Below are 20,689 nucleotides of genomic sequence, written 5' to 3'. Positions count from 1 at the left end.
AGCTCCGGAATGACGGTGCGTGGAATGACCTGCCCGGAAGATACTACGCCGGGAAGGGAGATTCCTCGACTGGACCGGTCTTCGGGCCGCGCCGGAACCACTTCCGCTTCTTCTTCTCCTTCTTCGGGCGGCGGTGTAGTCGCCGTCCGGCCAGCAAGGCGGGCAGAATCAGCATCGCTCCGATGGTCCCGGCCATCGTGCCCCCCGCCGTCGCCAACGCGATGGCGCCGAACAGGGTCGTGGCGCTGGTGCCCACGGCGAGCGGGATCAGCGACGCGATGGTCGTCAGCGTGACCATCACGATCATCCCCGACCGATCCAGCGCGGCCCGCAGCACGCGACCCGGCGACAAGCGGTTGGCCGACGACGCGCGCTTGCGCTCGAGCGCAGCGTCCACGAGCAGGATGCTCTGGTTGACGGCTAGCCCGACCACGAGAATCACGCCCACCGCCGCCTCGCGCGTGAACGCCGCGTCCGCCCACCAGAACGCCGCGATCACGCCGGCCAAGGCAATGGGCAACGACGCGAACACCATCGCCGCGCCCCAAGCCGAGTCGAAGACCATCGCCACGGCGAGGATCACCAGCGTGATGCCGATGGCGAACACCAGCCACAGTCCCTTCTGGCTTGTGTCGCGCGTGTTGAAGAAGAACTGCGCGTCCTCCACCGTGAAGCCCGGCGGCACGCTGATGCTCTTCATAAAGGCGTCGTGCGTGCGCTGTGCGAGCCGGTTGGGCCCGCGAAACTCGTAGGCGACGATGCGCAGGTACTGCTGGTCCTCGCGCGTGATGGTCGCCAACTGCTCCTGCTCGTCCACGCGTGAGAGGTCGGCGATGCGCGCCGGCGTGCCGCGCGCCGTCGGCACGAGGGCGTCGCGCAGCTCGCCAAGCGAACGCTCGCGCGCACCTTTCGCCTTCACGCTGACGGGAATCTCCTCGCCGCCGATCTCGAGGCGCTGTCCACCCACCGGCCCGCGCACCTCGCGGTTCACCGCAGAGGTGAACTGCTGGGCGGTCACGCCATAGCGCGCGAGGGCGTCACGGTCGGGGTCCAGCGTCACCGCAAACGCCTTCTCGCCGCCGAAGAAGCTGCCGCTGGTCACCTGCGCGTTCCGCACGCGCGTGATCTTCTCCAGACGCGAGCGAATGTCCTCGGCGAGCTCGGCCACCGCTGCGTAGGAGTAACCCAACACGCGAATGCGGAAGTTGCTGCTCGAACCGCCACCACCGCCGGAGCTGAAGGCCGGGCCCTGGCCGCTGACATAGATGCTCGCGCCACCCACGTACACGGCGCGCGCGGTGAGCGCCTCCTGCACCTGAAGGGGAATGGCGGTGGTCTCGGCCGCACGCGTGAACGACACGCGCATCCCGGCGCCGAAGAAGCCGCGGTTCGACGCGACCACTTCCTCGACGCCGTTCCAACCGATCACCACGCTCTCCATCTCGCGCATCGCGGCATCCAGGCTCGCGGGATCAGAACCACGCGGGAAGCTGATGCTCACGGAGACGAAGTTGCGCTGCTGCCCGAATCCACCGAAGGAGAAGCGCGGGATCTTCTTGACGAAGACCCAACTCAGGCCGCCAATCGCACCCAAGGCCAGCACCAGCGTCACCCAGCGCCAGCGGATGGTCTTCTTCACCATCCACGAGTAAACCCGCTGCGCGCGCGGCCAATGCGTTTCCTTGAGCCCGTGCCCCTTGGCCAGCGCCGGCACCATCACCACTGCCGAGATCACGGAGCAGAACAAGGCCAGCGTGAACGCCGCCGCGAATGGGAAGAACGCAGCGCGCGCATTGCCCTGCAGGTACAGGAAGGGGAACAGCACCACGGCGGTGGTGAGCGTCGCGCCGACGACGGCCGGCACCATCCGCTGCGCCACGGCCGCGCGCTCCTCCTGTGTGTCCTCGGTGCCGCGCAATCGTTCAACGATCACCAGGCCGTTCTGCACCAGCACGCCGATGCCCATCCCGAGACCGGCCAGCGTCAGCATGTTCGCTGGGATCTTGAGCAGGAACAGTCCAAGCGCCGTGCCGGCAATGGCGATTGCCGCGGAGCCCATCACGAGTGCGACGGCGCGCCAATTGCGAAGCGCGATCAGCAGGACGATGGTCACCGTGGCGAAGGCAATCGCGCCGCGGCGAATCAGGTCGGTCAACTGCCGGTCGAGCTCCACAGACTCGTCCGACGTAATGCGCCAGCGCAGTCCCGCTGGCAGCTCGTCCGTCATCCCCTGCAGCGCGGTCCGGACTCCCTGTGCCGTCTTGATGGCGTCGGAGCCTGCCTCACGGGTCACGGTCAGCGCCAGCGCGGTGTTGCCGTTCACGCGGTAGAAGGCACCTCGCGTGTCTTCCTCAGGCCGTACTTCCGCGAGTTCTCCGAGCCGGAACACACGGCCACCGCGGCCGCGGATCGGCAGGTCGTTCAACTCTTCGAGCGCGTTCGGCTGGTCGCGCAGCACCACCTCGCGCTTGCTTGCGCCGAGGCGCTCGGTGCCGAGCGCCTCGACGACGCGCGACTCGCGAATGGCCGTCGCCAGCGCCTGAGGCTCGACCCCAAGTTGGCGGAGAAGCAGAGCATCGTAGGACACGCTGGCGCCGAACTCGGTGCCGCCGTTCACCGCCACCGCGCTGACGCCGCTCACGGCGCCTAGACGGGGCACGAACACGTCATCGGCAATCCGTTGCAACGCGCCCGGCGTGTAGGGCCCGCGCAGCGTCACGCGGAGCAGCGGCGGTTCCTCCAGGTCCTGAGGCACGAGATTCCCGACAACTGGCGGGGACGATCCCAACGGAAAATCGGCGCGCAGCAGCTCCATGCGCTCGAGGATCGCCAGCCGAGTCAGCTGCACGTTCGCGTCAGGGTCAAGCTCCGCCGTGATCCGCGAGCTGCCGTCCGTCGACGTGCTCTCCGTGCGTCGCACACCGCGCACCCCCTGCACCGCGGCCTCAATCGGCGACGAGATGTACATCTCGACGAGCTCTGCGGACGCACCCTGCCACGATGCCGCGATCTGCAGCCGCGGCAACTCAACCGTCGTGCGCGTGGCCAGGGCCAGCCGCGTGAACGACACCGCACCGCCGAGCACGATGCTCACGGCCACGGCCCAGACCACAGCCGGTCGGCTCACCGCCCAGCGAATCACGCGATCACTTCCTTGGCGCCGGAGAGGCCCTCACGCGCAGCCGCGGCCGCCTCACGCCGCTCCTTCCAGAGCTCCAGCTGCGCGTACGCGACCGGCAGCAGGAAGAACGTCACCAACTGTGCCCCGATCGCGCCACCGATGACGGCGGCGGCCAGTGGCTGGTAGAGCGCGCCACCACTGCCGATACCAAAGACCAGCGGCAGCACACCAAAGATGGTGGTCAACGATGTCATCGTGATGGCCCGCAGGCGCTGGCGCCCGCCGAGCAGCACGGCGTCGTGCACCGAATGCCCTTCCTCGCGGAAGCGCCGGATGGCGTCGAGCTTCACGACGGCCTCGTTGTCGGCCATACCGATCATCACGACGATGCCGATCAACGACACCGCATTGATGCTCTGCCCCGTGACCCAGAGGAACACCAGGCCGCCAGCGGCCGCGAGCGGCACCGTGATCATCACCACCATCGGGATGGTGAACGACGCGAACTCGCCAGCCAGCACGAGGAACACCAGCGCGACCGAGAGAATGGCCACCAAGGCCAACTGCTCGGTCGTGCGACGCTGCTCCACGTCGGCGCCGGTCACCGTCCACGTCAGCCCCGCCGGCGGCGTGAAGCCCGCGAGCAGGGTCTGCACATCCTTCGTGGCGCGCGACGTACCGCCCTCCTCGATAAGTCCTTCAACGATGCTCACCGGCCGCTGGTTCACGCGCACGACCTCGATCGGCGCACGCACTTCCTTATAGGTGACCAGTTGGCTGAGCGGCACGCCGTTCACGGGCGTGGCCAAGGCCACCTGCAGATCCTCGTTGGCATTGCCCGCGTAGCGCACGCGGATCGGCGTGCGGCGATCGGTCTCGCGCAGCTCGCTGGCATCCACGCCACCCAGGCCACCCTGCAGCGCGCGCAGCACGGCCTGCACACCGATCCCACGCTCTGCCAGCCGCGTGCGCTCCAGCGAGACTTCGATCTGCGGCTGCGTGCTGCTGTAGGCGTCGCGCACATCGCTCAGCGTCGTGAGCTGCGACATCTGCCGGCGCACGGAATCCGCCCAGACCTGCGACTCGGCCAGCGTGCGCGCGCTCACCTCGACGCGCACCAGGCGGCCTTCGCGGCCGATCAGCGAGCCGAACTCGGACTGACCGGCCAAGTCCAGCGCCAGCAGGCCGGCGTCGGCGAGGTCAGGGACGGCGTTGCGCAGCCGTTGTGCGAAGTCCGCCGCGGCCATGCCGTCGGGAACAGGCACAAGGAGCTGACCCGTCGCCGACGTTCCCGGCTCGGCGCCAGAGAGCACTTCCTCGTCCGTGGCGATGCCGACGCGTGAGTAGATGCCAATCGAACCCAGCGCCTTGGCTGCTGCCTCGATGCGGCTCGCCTGGCGGACCGTCTCCTCAATGGCCGTGCCCTCCGGCAGCGCCAGCGCGGCGACGACCATTCCCTCGTCCACCTGCGGCAGGATCTCCTTCGGCATCCGCCACATCGAGATCACCATCACACCGACCATCGCCAGCCCCGCCATCCCCATCGCGCGCGGATGCGAGAGCGACCACTCCATCCCTTGCTCGTAGACGTGGGCGAAGCGTTCGCCGATGTCGAGCAGCCGCTTCTCCATCGGGCCGGGTTCGCGCGTAGCCTTCTCGTGGGCCTTCGCTGCGTTCTTGCGACGGCCCACGATCATCACCGGCATCAGCGTGAGCGCGAGGATGAGCGAGCCGCCAGTCGACAGCACCACCGCCAGCGAGAGGTCGCGGAACAGCGCGGCCGCGAGACCCTTCACGAAGATGATCGGACCGAAGACGAGCAGCGTCGTGAGCGTGCCGGCAATCAGCGGCCCCGCCACCTCCTCGGTGGCGACCATCGCCGCCTCGTCCATCGGAAGGTCCGAGTCGGCAACCTTTCTCCCTGCCGCATCCGCCACGACGATCGCGTTGTCCACGAGCAGGCCCACGCCGAGCGCGAGACCACCCAGCGAGAGCACGTTCACCGTCACGTCGAAGAGCTGCAGGAACACCAGCGCCATCATCACCGAGAGCGGCAGGATGACGCCGATGGCGACCGACGAGCGCACGTGCCGCAGGAACACGAGGATCATGATCAGCGCCATCGCGCCGCCGATGAAGATCTCCTGCCCGAGGTTCGACAGCGCGTCCACCACGAAGTCGGCCTGCGCGGCCACCACGTGCATGCGGATGTCGGGGAACTCGCCCTGCAGCAGGTCGATGACCTCGCGCAGGTCCTTGGTCACCGAGACCGTGTTCGAGCCCGCGTCCTTGTAGACCACGAGCCCAACGGCCGCACCGCCGTCCAGCCGCGTGAGCGTGCGTGGCTCGGCCAACGTGCTCGTGATCGTCGCCACGTCACGCAGGCGCAGGTTCGCCGTCGCCGGTCCGACCGGCGTCTCGGCGATTTCGTCGAGCTGCCGAAATTCCGTCAGCGCCCGCACCGAGAAGCGGAACTGGCCGCGGCGAATCGTGCCGCCCGCGCCGTTCGCATTGGCCGCCTGCACCGCGGTAGCCACATCATTGGTGGATAGCCCCAGCGCACGCATGCGCTCTGGATCCACCTCGATGCGGATCTCGTCCTCCGGCGCGCCGACCACGGCGACCGACGCCACACCGCTGATCTGCTCAAGGCGTCGCGCGTGCACGTCGTTGGCCGTGCGGCCGAGGAGCCGCAGGTCGTTGAGGCCGGTGAGACCGATGACGGCGATCGGGCGCTCACCCGGGTCGCTAGTGAGCAGCGTCGGACGCGCCGCGCCCTCGGGCAGCCGTGCGCGGGCCTGGTCCAGTCTCTCGCGCACCGTGAGGATGGTCGTGGGCATGTCCGTGCCCCACGCAAAGCGCATCGTGGTCACGGCCTCACCGTTGCGGCTCACGGAGCGCAGCTCCACGAGGCCCGGCGTAGCCGCCACGGTTGCCTCGATCGGCTCCGCGACGAATCGCGAGACTTCCTCGGCGGCCGCGCCTGCGTACGTGGTGCGCACCGTGAGCACGGGCAGCGTCACGTCGGGCAGCAGCGTGACGGGCAGGCGCGTGAGCGAGACGCTGCCGAGCAAGACGATGGCCAGGGTGGCGGCCACCGTCGTCACTGGACGACGGACGGCGCTGGAGACGAGCGACATGGTGTCCTGGTCCGGCGCTTAGTTGCCGCCGGGCGTGCGCTCGCGCGCCGCCACGACCCGCACCGGCGCATCGTGCGTCAGCGTGAGGTGTCCTTCGACAATCACCTGGTCACCCGGATTCACCGGGATGATGCCGCTCACCGAGTCCGGCAGGATCTCCGTCTCGCGGCCGTTGCTGCGGCCGGGCAGCACGTAGGTCCATTGCGCGCGACCGTCCTTCACCACGAAGACCAGCGGGCGCCCGTCGCGCTCGATGATCGCGCGGGCCGGCACGACGCGGCGGTTCTCCAGGCGCTGCGCCTCGAGTCGCACGTCGGCGTACATCCCGGGCCGCAGCTTGCCACCGGTGCCCGACGCGCGCACGAAGGCGCGACCGGCGCGTGTGGTGCTGTCCACCATCGGCAGGATTGCCGCCACGGATCCGGCAATCACCTCGCCGGGAATCGCGGCGCTGGTGATGGCCGCCTCACCACCCACGCGGATCAACGGCAGGTCGTGCTCCAGTACCGCCGCCTCGATGCGCAGGTTCTGCAGGTCGACGATCTGCCCGAGTTCCTGACCGGCGTTCACGCGGTCACCGGCCACCGTATTGATGCGATCGATGGTGCCGGAGAACGGCGCGACGATAGTCGCGCGCTCGCGGGCGAGCTTTGCGCGGTCCAGGCGCACGCGTGCGGCTGCCAGACCGGAGCGAATCACGAAAGCATCGAGACGCACTTGCGAGGGCATCACGCCCGTGGCCGCCGAGTCGGGGCGGTAGAGATCCTCGTACTGCTGCTGCGAGACCTTCAGTGCGACCTCGGCTTCCGCGAGATCCAGGTCGAACGGGCGCGGGTCGAGCTGCACGAGCGGCGTGCCCTTCTGCACGCGCTGTCCGGGCCGCGCCATCACGCGTTCGACGGTGCCAGCCACTTCGGCGCGAATACGTCCTTCGGCGTCCGAGCGAACCTGGCCCGTGGTGTTGATGGTGAGCACGAGGTCGGCATCGGCGACTTCACCAGCGACGACCGGCAGCGACACTGAGCTGCTGCTCGAGCCGCCTTCGTTCGCGGCGGTGGAGTCGGCCGCAGCGGCATCCGCGGCGGCGGCATCGCCGTCCTTCTTGCAGGCGGTGGCGACGGCGAGGGTCGCGAGCAACAGCAGGCTATGGCGAAGTCGAAGGGCCTTCATGGCGATGCGAGTGGGTTCTGGGAATCAGGAAATGGTGGAGACATCAGTCGCGACGCCCCTGAAGCTGCGCCCCGTTTGACCCTCCGCGCCAGCGGAGGGTTGCTATCCCGGCCTAGGTCACTTGCTGATCTGTACGCGGGCGATCACGACGCCGCCGGAGTCCTCGTCGTCGACAGGAAACAGCACCTCGCCGGTGGGCAGGCGGCCGACGGGCAGGCTGTGGCCCGTGAGGGTGCCGGCGTAGGATCCGTCGGAGTCGAACACATCGAGAACAACGGGCTTGGCGTTGCCCGAGCGCTTCACCCACATCGTGCCATCGGAGAGCAGGGCGACTCCCGTCACGAACGGAAGCCACTCAGCGATGCCTGCCGACGCGATGAGCGCTTCGAGATCCAGTGTGCACGCGGCACTGCCGCCGAACTGGATCTTCATGCCATCCGGGAACTGCGCGCGTACATCGTCGACGGTTGGTGCTCGCGGCACGAGATCGCGGCGGATACGCGCAATGTGGCGCGTGCCCTCAATCAATTGCAGGTCATAGCCTGGCCCGACGTTTACGAGCACGCGGCCACCTGATGCGTCGAACTGGATGGCGGGCGAGAAGAACGGGGGAAACGGCGCGCTGAAGTTCAAGCCGCCCGAACAAGACACCTGGACCATCCTCGGGGTCGGACGCGAAATCTTGAACGAGGGCGAGGTGCTACCCGAATCGAGATGGAAGCTGTTCACCGTGGCCGAGTCGGCCTGGTACTGACGAAGCAACCAGACGCCGCCGGGCCGGAAGCTGAAGTCCCTGACGTCGGCAAACGCGCCATCCAACCGAATGTCGCTGATGGGCTCAAACTCCGGATCCCAGCGGACGATGGCCTGCCGAGCCAGATCCAGCACGGCGATTGAATCCCCCTGCTGCCGCATCAGGAAGGGAAGCTGCATCTCCCCCGGCGCTCCGCCGCGCCGACCGAACGAACGTTCATACTTTCCATCGCGCCCAAAACGACGCACCGCCGGCTCGCGTTCGAGCACGTACACGCGACCCGCGCGGTCGGTGAGCACATCACTCGTGCTCACATTCGTAAACAGCCACGGCTCACCAACCGAATCCCGCAGCACGCCCACGGTATCGAACTTCCAACCCAGCGGCTTGTCGGGTCCCGTCGACGTAATGAGCCGCACGCCAGCAGAATCGGCGCGCACCACGGACGGGTCGGCAGCATCGCCGCCACCACAGGCGACCAGAATGGCTGTACCGAGGGCCAGCAGGAATCGTCGTTGCATGCTCGTATCTGTCGTTCGGTTCACGGTCGGTCAATACGCTTCACCGACATCTAATGAAAGCAGGGCGCCGAGCCTGGTTCTGCCCGACGCCCCGCGGACTGTCACTCGCTGACGAACACCAACCTTAGCCGCGCAACGGCGTCTCGCCGATCGTGTGGCGACGCAGGTACACGAGCCCGTCCTCGTCGGTCGTGGTCGTATAGACCGTGTTCTTGCCGAAACCCACGAGCGTCACGCCCTCCGGGAGGCGGACCTGCATGATGACCGCGCCGGCCGGGTTCACGACATCATATAGCGTGCCCTTGGCACCGGCGGCCTCGAGGCGGCGGATCCAGAGCTCGCCGTTCGGACGCGCCCACACGCTGGCCTGGCCCGGACGGAACGGCGGCTTGAACTCCGGCCAATTGTCGAGCGGGGGAAGCGGCGGAGCGTTGGCACCGGGTCCAATCTGCGCGGAACGGCTCGTGCGGCCGTTCTCGTTCGTCACCGACATCATCATCGAGTTTTGGCGCGTCACCTCACGGAGGCGCTCCTCCTCGCGACGGTCGGCGGCCGTCATGCGGACCGGCGTGTAGCGGAACGGCGCCGGCGACACCTTCTTGCCGTCCGGCATCACGAACTCCACGCGGAACGGGTTGTGCCGCACGATGCCCACGCGGCCGTCGGGGAAGACCGCCCACTCGTCGCGCGGCGATAGTGGGTTTCCGCCGCCGATGCGGATGCTGACGTTCCCGCCGCCACCACCGCCGCCGCCGCTGACCTCGGGCTTCACCACGGCCACATAACCCAAGGTGTCCAGCCGCTTCGTGCCGCGGTCGTAGCGCACAAGCGCCGTGGAGTCCGCGCCCTGCGGGCCGTTCGGTCCCATCGTGATGCTCGGCGCCTCCGTGTAGAGACGACCGCGCGCATCGGACGTACGGGCCATCGACATCCCGCCAATGCGGATGCCACCCGGTGCCGACGATCCCGACTCGATCTCCACGCGGAACGAGTCAGACGGCTTGCCGTCCGGCGCGATGACGAGATAGCGCGAGTTGAGTGGATCGAAGACGAAGGCGGTGTCGCCCGGGGCGCCGAAGACGCGCAGCGGCATGCCGAACTCGCCGGGACCGCTACCCTCCCGGCCAATCGACTGGCTGCTGCCGCGCAGCAGGTCAACCAGCGAGATGATCTTGTCGCGAGGGTCGGCGACAATCACCCGGCCGTCGGCCTTTTCGTACAAGGCGCCCGCTCCGATGCTGCTGAACGGCTCCTCGAAGGTCTTGTCGGGCGCAGGCAGGCTGCGGACGCCCTGTTGGGCCTGGGTTCCTGTCGCACTAAGAGCGCTGGCGGCGAGCACGACCAGCCCGCAGGCAAATGGAGAGGGGAAACGTCGCATGTCTCGGTTCCGTAGATGAGTGGGACTGGGCGAAAGCTACGAGGATTTGGTCACCGCGTCGTCGCTCAGCGTTGCCTCGCCCCGGGAAACCCTCGGCGGGCCGGTTCGGTCAAACCTGAGTCCCCAGCCACTCAATTAGGAATGCGACTCCTCCTCCCGATCGCTCCCCTGCTCGCCGTCCCTGTCCTGCTCGCGGCGCAGCCCACGATGTTCCGCGGCAACCCGGCGCACACCGGCATCTATGATTCGCCGGCCCCAGCGCTCAGCACGGTCGCCTGGCGCTTCAAGACCGGCGCCCACATCCTGTCGTCGCCGGCCGTCTCCGGCGAGACCGTCTACATCGGCAGCGGCGATGGCTTCGTCTATGCCATCAACAAGGCCAGCGGCGAACAGCGCTGGCGATTCGCCACACGCGGCCCGGTGGCATCGAGCCCCGCGGTACACGACGGGCTCGTCTTCGTGAGTTCGCTCGATGGCAATGTGTACGGCATCGACGCCGTGGCCGGCACGCAGCGCTGGCGCTTTCAGACCCAGGGCGAGCGGCGATTCACCGCGCCCGGCATCCACGGCGCCATCCCGCGCACGGAGCGGATGCCCGATCCCTTCGACGTGTTCCTGAGTTCGCCCACCATCGTCGACGGCGTGCTCTACATCGGCAGTGGCGACCAGCACGTCTACGCGCTCGACGCCTCGACCGGCGCGCTGCGCTGGAAGTTCGCTGCCGGCGATGTCATCCACGCCACGCCGGCCGTGCACCAGGGTACCGTGTACATCGGCAGCTGGGACCGCAATCTCTACGCGCTCGACGCGCGCACGGGCGCCGAGCGCTGGCGCTACACCACGGGCAACGACACCACGATCTACAATCAGATTGGCATCGCCAGTTCGGCGGCGGTCGCGGACGGGATGGTCTTCGTGGGCGGCCGCGACGGCAAGTTCCACGCGGTGGATGCCGCCACGGGCGCCGTGCGTTGGGTGCACGACAATCGCGGTGGGTGGACGATTGGCTCGCCAGCGCTGCGCGACGGTGTCGTCTACTTCGCCACCAGCGATGGCACGCGCTTCAAGGCGCTCGACGCGCGCACGGGCGCGGTGCGCTTTGACCTGCAGAACAACGCGGTGTCGTTCTCGTCGCCGTCGATTGCCGGAAACCGCGTCTACTACGGCACCAGCGATGGCTTCCTGCACGCCGTGGATCTCACGGGCGGCAACATCGTCGCGCAATTCCAGACCGACGGCTCGCGGGCGAACCTCGCGCCCTGGGTGGACAGCACGGGACGCTTTCAGTCCGGGCGGATGTATCCGGACCGCACCCTCGACGGCATGGTGATGGGGATGCGGACGATGTACACGGTCGGGTCGATCCTGTCGTCGCCGACGATCGTCGACGGCGTGCTCTACGTCGGCAGCACGGATGGGACGCTGTACGCGATTCGGTAGCAATCTCTGCCGTTGAACAACTATTCCTCGATGAGCCTAGGGCACGCGAGCCTCTTGTGCGTACCGCGCGCACGGTGCAATGCTTGAGGGCGTTCGAGAAACTGCACCAGCCTGCCAGCACCCTGTCTTTCCGCAGATTCGGCGCGGGTGAGTATGGACGAGTCGATGTTTACCACAGAGGCGGATCGGGGATCGAGCGCGCTTCGACGGGCGGCGCTCTATTGGGCCGCAGACGCTGACGACGTCGAGGACCTTGTCCAGCAGACCTGGCTCATTGCATGGCAGCGCCGGTCTTCGTTTAGAGGCGACGGCGATTTTGTTGGTTGGCTCCTAGCGGTCGGACGATCGGTCCTTAGTAGAGAGTGGAAGAAGAGACGGCGCGAGCGCCGCGCGGAACTCTCGGAGGCAATCAGCGACGAGTCACTACCCCCTGACACCAGCGTCCAATCCGCTCACGCCCGTGATACCCAGGAAGACGAGTTGCTCGATCTCGTCATGCAGCTTCCCGCTAGACAGCGTACGGTCGTGGTGGCACATCACGGATTCGGGATGTCCGTCAAGCAAGTCGCGGAAATGCTCGGACGCAGTCCAGAGACGGTCAAAGCCACTTTGGCCCATGCGAAGAAGAATCTTCGAGGCCGGCGCGGTAGGACGGCCCGCCGGGTGCGTCCGGGGGTGCTCGAAGATTCGCGCGAGGAATCTCGCACTAACCCGATTTGACATCTGGATGCTCTCTAGGAGGCTCGTGGCGGCCTCGGCGCGGGTGCGGATTCCACAACAGAGGCCAAATCGTTTGGTGGCTACCTCGGTCCAGTTGCAGCTAACCGAGCGGCCACGCCACTCTATCCTTCACGGAGGCCGTATGCTCAGAAGTGGTGTTGCACGTTCATCGCTCGTGGTGGTGATTGCCGCACTTGCACTTCTCACCTCTTCACCAGAAGCGTCAGAAGCCGCGACATTGGCATGCGGTGATCCGATTCCTGCTTACAACTGCCAGAACGGCGACGAAGAAGACTGGGCGATTCTCTGCAACTCGTCATGCCCTGCATGGGAGGCCGCGGTTTGCTTTGAGAGTGGTGCGCTTGTGTGCCTTTCAGATCCATGGTAAGGCTGCCGCAGACTAATTTTCCTCCGGCAGCCAGGGGCGAAACAGAATGTCATCGCGCCTAGACCGGGCCCTGACGATCGTGCTGACGACAACCGCTGTGTGTTTGACGGCGGTTGTCGTCTGGCGCGAGCTGGCTCCTCGACCAACGGGGCGCGACACTTCGGCGCCAAGACAGGTCGCCTGGTGGGAACAAGCGCGCGCAGTCGGTTTGGAGATTGGAGACTCCACGGCGGCACTGAAGATTGTCGAATTCGTCGACCTGGAATGCCCCGCGTGCAGGCAGTACCACGAATCAGAGTTCGCTCGGTTCGTAGCTGAGAATGCGGATCGAGCTTACTCGCACGTAGTGGTTCACCTTCCACTTCGAGGACATCGCTTTGCCGTCGCGGCTGCGGTAGCGGCGGAGTGCGCCGCGGAGCAGGGTGTGCTGCGAGCCTTCGTGGACGTTGCTCTAATGCGCCAACGAGAGTTCGGCATTGCTTCTTGGAGCGAATTGGGCTCTGATGCCGGTGTGCCGGATCTTCCGGGGTTTGACGCGTGCCTGTCGGAACCGAGGGTGCGAGAGCGGGTTGATGCTGCAAGGAATCAGGCGCTTGCTTGGGGTATCAACGCGACACCGACGTTTGTGGTCAATGGATTCCTCTTGGGCGTGCCGCCGTCGGCCAGTCGGTTGTCTCGTTGGCTCGGTGAATCCAAGCGAGGGAGGCTGAGTCTTGCCGAAGGAACCGAGTGAGTCGCAGATCGCTGGAGGCCGAGAGCTCCGCTCGGATGCGCGCCTGCGTGTGAGTCGTGCAGCCGCGACCGTGCTTCTTGGTATCCTCGGACTGCACAGTGGCGACGCGCGCGCGCAGGCGGCCGTGGTTGACATGACCAAGGCCGAGTCAGGCAACCGCGTGAGTTTCAGTGCTATTGCGGGCGTTGTGGAGCTGGCGGACGGACGCATTGTCGTGCACGATCCAATCGATGCCGAAGTTCGAATCGTGGAGCGCGACCTTTCAGGCAGTAAGCAGCTCGTCCGTAGCGGCAGCGGACCATCCGAAGCGATGATTGCGTACCGCCTTGTTGCAGATGGATTGGGGGGGGTGCTGATTGTTGATCGTGTTGGCTCGCGTGTCATCGAAGTCGACGCAGCCGGCCGCGTGTCGGGCCAGTGGCGAGAGGCAGGAGGTCGTACATGTCTCGGCAGCGCGCGAACAACTACGATTCGTTTCGTCCTCGCTGATGGACGATTCTTCACGCAAGGTCCGCCCATCGCGACGCGCACGAACGGAGTGCGCGAAGCCGTTCCAGAGACCGCCATCGAGCGATGGCGCAACCGCTGCGAGGCGGACACGCTGGCAACGACTCCGTTTCGTCTTCCGGCGAATCCTGTCGTCATCGGCAACTCGGTCGCGGGGTCCGGCACATCCCGCCTCGCACCAGAGCCATTTGAGCCTTCAACCGAATGGGCCGTCGATGCACGCGGGCGAGTCGCGATTCTTACCCCGTTTCCCTATCAACTGAGAGTCGTGGAGGAAGGCCGGACAACGTCTATTCATACGTTGACCGCGACGCGAGTTGCAGTATCCGCTGATCACCGGCGCGCATGGTTGGAAGAGCAACGCGCCCCGCGACCGGCCACAATCATCACTCGCGGCGGACGCGCCTCAAGCTCGATGCAACGAGAGGCTATCGAGGAGCCCCGTAACTGGCCGGCCGTGCTTCCTCCGTTTCTCGCGGGCGCAACCACGATCTCTCCTCTCGGCGATGTCTGGATTCGCCGGACAGTAGAGTTCGGGAAGCCTTCGCTATATGACGTTGTGAACCTTGACTCGGGACTCATCGCGCAGGTGCGGTTCGAGCGAAACGCTCGCGTGGTGGCAGTAACGAGAACTCACGTGCTGCTTGCCCTTTCGGACGAGGACGACCTACAAACGCTGGAACGTCGAACCCTCCCAGCACCCGTCGCACGCTAGGCGATCTCGGACAAAGCGCCTCCAGGCGACGTAGGGATCGCGGGGCTTTGCAACTGCCTACAGCCATCGTGGAGCAATTCTGCGCGCACTAGTTACGGCAGCGGATGCCGGCGGATGTACAGCAGGTCATCCTCATCCTTCCGTGCCGTGTACACGCTGTTCGCCCCGAACCCTAGCAGCTGAATCCCCGGCGGGAGCTTGATCGCGTCGACGATTCGGCCCTCGGCGTCCAGCAGGTCGAAGCGTTGCCCAGGCGTACGATCGAACACGGGCACCCAGGCACGACCACGCGGATCCACCCGAATCGCGTCCGCCGTGAGCGGCGGACGCTCCGACTGCCAAGGATCGGGCTCCACGAGCTCGATTGGCGGGATGTTTGCCGCGCCGGCACCGGCGAACCCGGCCGCCTGCCGGATCCCTTCATCGATCGCGCGCCGCACTGAATCCATCATCGCCTTTCGGTCCGCCGCGGTCACCGGCATGCGCACGTACGGCAATGCCGATCCACGCTTCATCGCCGCACCCACGGGATAGATCTCCGGCACATAGCCGCGCCCACGCACGACGATCACGCGCCCGTCCGGGAACACACCCCAGGCGTCGAGTGGCGGATAGCCCGGCACGACCATCCGGATCTGCTGCGGTGAAAACTGTGGTGCGGTCGTAAACGTCGGAATCCGCGTCAGCGTGTCCCGCTTCATCGTCGCCGGATGCGTGCGCACCAGCACCGCCGAGTCGGACATACTCATCCGGCCACCTTCGAACGACACCGCGATCTGCTGCCCGTACCAGCGGCCCTGCGCGTCGATGTGCCGCGTCATCGGCTGGTTCATCATCGCCATGGGGTCACCGGCCCCCGGTAGCGGGCGCGTGCCAATCGCCTTCCCCGTCGGATCAAGCACCAGCATCCGCTGCTGGAACAGGTCCAGCGCCTGCACGGAATCGCCGGGCATCGCCCACATCCCGATCACGCTGCGGTACTCCGTGGGGCCGCCGCCCTCCTTCGACACCTCGCGCTGCTCCTGCGTCGCGAAGTTCGCGACGGCCATCCGCTTCTCACGGCCGTCGTGCACGAGGATGCTGCCGTTGCGCAGCTCGACCAACTGCAGCGGACCGGTCCAAGGCTCCTCGAGCTCGGCGTTGTGCGCGGGCAGTGCGCGCGCCGCGCGAGGCTGCTGCGCCACCGCCGGCGCCACCGCAGCCGACGCCAGGGACAGAAACACCACGGCGGCCCGCACCGCCGAGGATGGGACCGCCGTCGTGTTCATCGCTACTCCTGAGCGCTCAGCTCAATCTGTTCATCGGGTCCGTCCGATCCACCATCGACGGCCCCGTCTTCCTTGTCGTCCGATACCACGCGCGCGATCGCGGCCACCACATCGCCCATCTCGAGGTCCTTGAGTCGCACGCCCTGCGCCACGCGACCGGTCTCGCGGATCTGATTCACCGCGCAGCGCAGCGACTGCCCGCCGCGCGTGATGAGCATCAGCCCATCCTCGGGCAGTACCTCGAGCAGGCCGACCACATCGCCGGTGCGTTCCGTGCGCTTCACCGTGAGGATGCCCTTCCCGCCACGGCCCTGCACGCGGTACTCCTCGATGTTCGTCAGCTTGCCTAGCGCCAGCTCGGTCACCACAAGCAGCGAGGCCTCGCGCTTCACGACGACCATGCCGACCACCTTGTCATCGTCGGCCAGGTTGATGCCGCGCACGCCGGTGGTATCGCGGCCCATCGGCCGCGCCTCCTGCTCGTGGAAGCGGATGCTCAGCCCGTGCTTGGTCACCAGCACAACGTCGTTCGTGCCGCCCGTGATCTGCACGTCCACCAGCTCGTCGCCCTCCTCGAGCTTGATGCCCTTGATGCCCGTCGAGCGCACGTTCGAGTACTCGGAGAGCGCGGTCTTCTTCACCGTGCCCTTCCGCGTCGCGAACATCAGGTACTCGTTCTCGGAGAACTGCTTCACCGGCACGATCGCCTTCACCGTAGTGTCCGGCGTCACGTTGATGAGGTTCACGATCGGCTTGCCCTTTGCCGCCCGCGCGCCCTCGGGGATCTCGTGCACCTTCAGCCAGAAGCAGCGCCCGTCGTGCGTGAACACGAGCAGGTAGTCGTGCGTCTGCGCCACGAACAGGTGCTCCACGAAGTCCTCCGTGCGGAGCTCCGTGCCCTTGGTCCCCACGCCGCCGCGCCGCTGCTTGCGGTAGGTCGAGATGTTCGTGCGCTTGATGTAGCCCGCGTGTGAGATGGTCACGACCATCTCCTCGTTGGCGATGAGGTCCTCGACGGAGAACTCGCCCTCGTCGGACACGATCTCCGTGCGCCGCTCGTCGCCGTAGGTCTGCACCAGCGTCGCGAGCTCGTCCTTCATCACCTGCATCCGCTTCGGCTTGCTGTCGAGCAGGGCCTGCAGGTCCTTGATGGTCGCGCGGACTTCCTTGAGCTCCTCCTCCAGCTTCTCGATCTCAAGCCCGGTCAGCTTGGCGAGGCGCATGTTGAGCACGGCCTCGGCCTGCCGCTCGCTCAGCTTGAAGCGCCTCTGCAACTGCTCGCTGGCCTGCGGCGTGTCCTCGGCCGCGCGGATGACCTTGATCACCTCGTCGATATTGTCGACGCAGATCTTGAGGCCTTCCAGGATGTGCTCGCGCTCCTTGGCCTTGTCGAGGTCGAACTGCGTCCGGCGGACGATGACCTCGTGGCGGTGCGCGATGTAGTGCCCCAACACTTCCTTGAGCGGCATCACCTTCGGCACCAAGCGCCGCGTCACCGGGTCCGGCACCAGCGCCAGCATGATCACGCCGAAGGTCGTCTGCATCGACGTGTGCTTGTACAGCTGGTTCAGCACCACCTTCGGGATGGCGTCGCGCTTGAGCTCGATCACGATGCGCGTGTTCGCGTCCGACTCGTCGCGCAGGTCGCTCACGCCCTCGATCTTCTTGTCGCGCACCAACTCAGCGATGTTGATCACGAGGTTGGCGCGGTTGACCTGGTACGGCAGCTCGGTGACGACGATCTGCGACTTGTTCGAGGATTCCTTCTCCTCGATCACCGCACGCGCGCGCATCACGACCTTGCCGCGACCGGTCTCGATGTAGTCCTTGATGCCGGCGCGCCCATAGATGAACGCACCCGTCGGGAAGTCCGGGCCCTTGATGAGCTTCCGGATCTCGTCCACCTCGAGGTCCGGGTTGTCGATCATCGCTACGACCGCGGCGGCCACCTCGCGCAGGTTGTGCGGCGGGATGTTGGTGGCCATGCCGACGGCGATGCCGGCCGAGCCATTCACCAGGAGGCTAGGGAACGCCGACGGCAGCACCGTCGGCTCCTCGAGCCGGTCGTCGAAGTTGGGCGCGAAATCGACGGTGTTCTTGTCGATGTCGGTGAGCATCTCGACGGCGATGCGCGTGAGCCGCGACTCGGTGTAGCGATACGCGGCCGCAGGGTCACCATCGACGGAGCCGAAGTTGCCTTGGCCGTCCACCAGCGGATAACGCAGCGAGAAGTCCTGCACCATGCGCACGAGGGCGTCGTAGACCGACTGGTCACCGTGCGGGTGGTACTTACCGAGAACGTCACCAACGACGGTCGCGGATTTCTTGTACGGCCGCCCCGGCACCAGCCCCAGCTCGTTCATGGCATACAGCACGCGCCGGTGCACGGGCTTGAGGCCGTCGCGCACATCGGGCAGCGCACGGCTCACGATGACGCTCATCGAATAGTTGATGAACGACTCGCGGACCTCGTCCTGGATCAGGCGCGGAAGGATCCGTTCCCGGTTGTTCGGTGCGGTCATTTTCGCTCGCTCAGAGGGGCTGATTTCGCGGGGTGCGGCAGACCCCGAAATTTAGCCGATTTCAGAGGGGGAAACAACAGAAAAGACGGTGTGATTCTCTGGGTCTCTGTGTCTTGATATTTTTTGGCCACAGAGGCACAGAGACACAGAGGAACCACAACGGCGAACTGCAACTGCAACGGCAACTTCTTGGGGGAACTGCAACTGCCACGACTCAGCGCCAAGGCCGGCTGGGCGGACCCCCAAAGAAAAAGACACAGAGGGCGAGCGACGCCTGAGAACCGCGCCGACCCCTCTGTGTCTCTGTGCCTCTGTGGCAAAGCAGTTCGCCCTTAAGGCCCGTCCACCGAAGGAGGCTCCGCATCCGCCTGCGCCCTGCGCACCGCATCCCGCTCGGCACGCCACTGCTCGTAGGCCCGCCGGGTGACCTCACCGGCGAGCTCACGGTTGCCGAGCCCGAAGGAGAGCGCCAGCGCCAATGCCACGGCGCCGAAGATGATCGCAAACGCCGTCGTCACGATCCCCGTCGCCACGCCCAGCTCCTGCAGCGACATGAACACCGCCAATAGCACCACGCCCGCCTTGCCCACGCGCGCGAGGATCGTGCTCCCAGTCAGCGCCGAGGCCGAGGCAGAGATCAGGGCCGCCACCAAGTCACCCAGCACGATGCCGAGGATCACGATCACCACCGCCGCGATCACGCTCGGCACGTAGCTCACAAGCTCGCTGAACGCCTGGCCGAGGTAGTCGATGCCCAGCGTGTCCGCCGCCAGCAGCATCGCCGTGAACAGGATGAACCAGAACACGACGTTTGAGACCACGCGCGTCGGCGTCAGTGGCGTGCCCGAGGCATCAAGCGGCGCCGTCATGCCACCGCGGGCCAGCGTCTCGTTCAAGTGCACGCGGCGCAGCAGGCGCATCACCGTGCGCTGGGCGAGCCGCGCAATCAGGTAGCCAAGCGTGAGCACCACCGCCGCGCCGAAGAGCGCCGGGATGTACTCCCAGAGCCGCGCGAGGCTGTCAGTCAGTCTGTCGAGGAATGTCATGGGTCCTCAGGGGAGGACGATGGGAATGTGGACGAACTAGAACGTGATGCGCAGGATCGAATGCAGGCCGTTGGCGCCGCTGGCCGCGGCGAGCGCGCCGATCGGGTTGAACTCGGCGCTGGGCAAGCCGCGCGAGTCGTCGCCACGGGCGCCAGCCGGGCCGATGGGGCCCAGTCGTCCGCGGACGCCGGCGGCGCCGACCTCCATCCGACGACCCTGGTCCGCTGGCGGGCGCGCATAGCGCTCCGTGAGCCAGATGCCGGCCGCGCCACCCAGCGCCGCGAAGGCCAAGGTCGGCGCCGAGCTACGCTCGACGTTGCCGGACACGAGCACTCCGACACCGATACCCATCAGCGCGCCCGCACCAGCACCCAGCGAGATGAACGCACCATCGGCGCGCGAGTGGTCGAGACGACGCACAAGCAGACGGTCCGCAGCCCAGACGCCGGCGAGTCCACCGACCAGCAGCGTGCCGGCGATCGTCTGCGCGCCGGGGTCCGATTCTACGACTGCCGTACCGGCCAAGGTGCCGCCGATGGCTGCGCCAAGCCACAGCAACTGCGCATCACCCGCCGTGACCTCATAGCTGGCGCGGCCCGCATAGAGCCGACCCAGCGCGTAGCCCGCGAGGCCCGCCGCAGTCGGAATCATCACGCGCAGCTGATCGCTCGTTCCGGTTCCGTCGGAATCGTAAGGATCCACCACGTACATCAGCGCGAATGCCGACGCCGCCGAGATGTCGTGGCCGACGACCATCGACTGGGCCTCACCCTCCGTCAGCCCGCCACCGATGCCGATACCGGCACCCGCACCACCCAGCGCGCCAATCAACGTGAGCGCACCCGCCTCGCCCTCGCGCATCCGTGAGGCACCGGAGAGGAACAACCCAGCCGCGCCGCCGCGCCAAGCCATCCGCGACGACAGCACCTGCCGCGCCGGCGTGATGGCGAATTGGCGGGCCGTCTCGTTCGCGGCGAAGAACGTGCCGCCAGCCATCACCATGTAGCCGGCGATTCGCGTGGCGGGTTCCGTACCGACCATCGTCGCGAAGGCGGGCCCGTACACGAACAGCCCGAGGATCGTCTGGTTGCGCACGAAGGCCGTGCGCATCGCCGAACTCGTCAGTTGGTCCTGACGCGGCGCTTCCTCGACGGTGTCGGTGGAGAAGTCGAGCCGCGGGGGCGGCTCCTGCTGGGCTCCCGCAACGAAGGCGGTGAGCGCGATGGCGGACAGTGCGCGGAGGAGTGATCGCATCCGCGTGATAAT

General features: G+C 66.7%; 13 protein-coding genes. 4 read left to right on the top strand and 9 right to left on the bottom strand.

Features of this window, described 5'->3' with window-relative positions:
• Window positions 1-43: 43 nt before the first annotated feature.
• The 5 genes from KF709_08075 to KF709_08055 all read right to left on the bottom strand — a co-directional run bounded on the left by KF709_08075 (window position 44) and on the right by KF709_08055 (window position 10,084).
• Complete coding sequence (locus tag KF709_08075) at window positions 44-3,127, bottom strand: efflux RND transporter permease subunit (protein ID MBX3174356.1); 3,084 nt, start codon at window positions 3,125-3,127, stop codon at window positions 44-46.
• An 11-nt stretch (window positions 3,128-3,138) separates the two neighbouring features.
• Window positions 3,139-6,261 carry an efflux RND transporter permease subunit gene (locus KF709_08070; protein ID MBX3174355.1) on the bottom strand — a complete coding sequence of 1,041 codons (3,123 nt, stop codon included), beginning with the start codon at window positions 6,259-6,261 and terminating at the stop codon, window positions 3,139-3,141.
• A gap of 18 nt (window positions 6,262-6,279) precedes the next feature.
• Window positions 6,280-7,431 carry an efflux RND transporter periplasmic adaptor subunit gene (locus KF709_08065; protein MBX3174354.1) on the bottom strand — a complete coding sequence of 384 codons (1,152 nt, stop codon included), beginning with the start codon at window positions 7,429-7,431 and terminating at the stop codon, window positions 6,280-6,282.
• 117 nt (window positions 7,432-7,548) lie between these two features.
• A complete protein-coding gene (locus tag KF709_08060; GenBank protein MBX3174353.1) occupies window positions 7,549-8,706 on the bottom strand; it encodes a hypothetical protein in 1,158 nt (385 codons plus the stop codon).
• Between the two features lie 124 nt (window positions 8,707-8,830).
• Window positions 8,831-10,084, bottom strand: coding sequence for a hypothetical protein (locus KF709_08055; protein MBX3174352.1), 1,254 nt, complete (start codon window positions 10,082-10,084; stop codon window positions 8,831-8,833).
• A 141-nt stretch (window positions 10,085-10,225) separates the two neighbouring features.
• On the opposite strand from KF709_08055, the gene KF709_08050 reads away from it, so the two are divergent.
• The 4 genes from KF709_08050 to KF709_08035 all read left to right on the top strand — a co-directional run bounded on the left by KF709_08050 (window position 10,226) and on the right by KF709_08035 (window position 14,587).
• Window positions 10,226-11,524, top strand: a complete 1,299-nt coding sequence (locus KF709_08050) for a PQQ-binding-like beta-propeller repeat protein (protein ID MBX3174351.1) — start codon at window positions 10,226-10,228, stop codon at window positions 11,522-11,524.
• A gap of 153 nt (window positions 11,525-11,677) precedes the next feature.
• Window positions 11,678-12,244, top strand: a complete 567-nt coding sequence (locus tag KF709_08045) for a sigma-70 family RNA polymerase sigma factor (GenBank protein ID MBX3174350.1) — start codon at window positions 11,678-11,680, stop codon at window positions 12,242-12,244.
• A gap of 467 nt (window positions 12,245-12,711) precedes the next feature.
• Window positions 12,712-13,365, top strand: coding sequence for a thioredoxin domain-containing protein (locus KF709_08040; GenBank protein MBX3174349.1), 654 nt, complete (start codon window positions 12,712-12,714; stop codon window positions 13,363-13,365).
• Window positions 13,366-13,414: 49 nt separating this feature from the next.
• Window positions 13,415-14,587 (top strand): hypothetical protein, encoded by a 1,173-nt coding sequence (locus tag KF709_08035; protein ID MBX3174348.1) that lies wholly within the window; start codon window positions 13,415-13,417, stop codon window positions 14,585-14,587.
• A gap of 92 nt (window positions 14,588-14,679) precedes the next feature.
• Here the strand turns inward: KF709_08035 and KF709_08030 are convergent, their stop codons facing one another.
• The 4 genes from KF709_08030 to KF709_08015 form a co-directional block, all read right to left on the bottom strand.
• Complete coding sequence (locus tag KF709_08030; protein ID MBX3174347.1) at window positions 14,680-15,855, bottom strand: hypothetical protein; 1,176 nt, start codon at window positions 15,853-15,855, stop codon at window positions 14,680-14,682.
• A 2-nt stretch (window positions 15,856-15,857) separates the two neighbouring features.
• Window positions 15,858-18,377, bottom strand: a complete 2,520-nt coding sequence (gene gyrA, locus KF709_08025) for a DNA gyrase subunit A (GenBank protein MBX3174346.1) — start codon at window positions 18,375-18,377, stop codon at window positions 15,858-15,860.
• 332 nt (window positions 18,378-18,709) lie between these two features.
• Window positions 18,710-19,423: a mechanosensitive ion channel gene (locus KF709_08020; protein MBX3174345.1), complete on the bottom strand. Its 714-nt coding sequence runs from the start codon at window positions 19,421-19,423 to the stop codon at window positions 18,710-18,712.
• Between the two features lie 36 nt (window positions 19,424-19,459).
• The gene (locus KF709_08015) at window positions 19,460-20,677 is read right to left on the bottom strand and encodes a hypothetical protein (protein ID MBX3174344.1); all 1,218 of its coding nucleotides are present in this window, start codon (window positions 20,675-20,677) and stop codon (window positions 19,460-19,462) included.
• Window positions 20,678-20,689: the final 12 nt, after the last annotated feature.

The sequence above is a fragment of the Gemmatimonadaceae bacterium genome, assembly GCA_019637445.1.
GTDB lineage: Bacteria > Gemmatimonadota > Gemmatimonadetes > Gemmatimonadales > Gemmatimonadaceae > Pseudogemmatithrix.
Note: the sequence above shows the minus strand (reverse complement) of the source record. Positions and strands in the feature narration are given on the sequence as shown.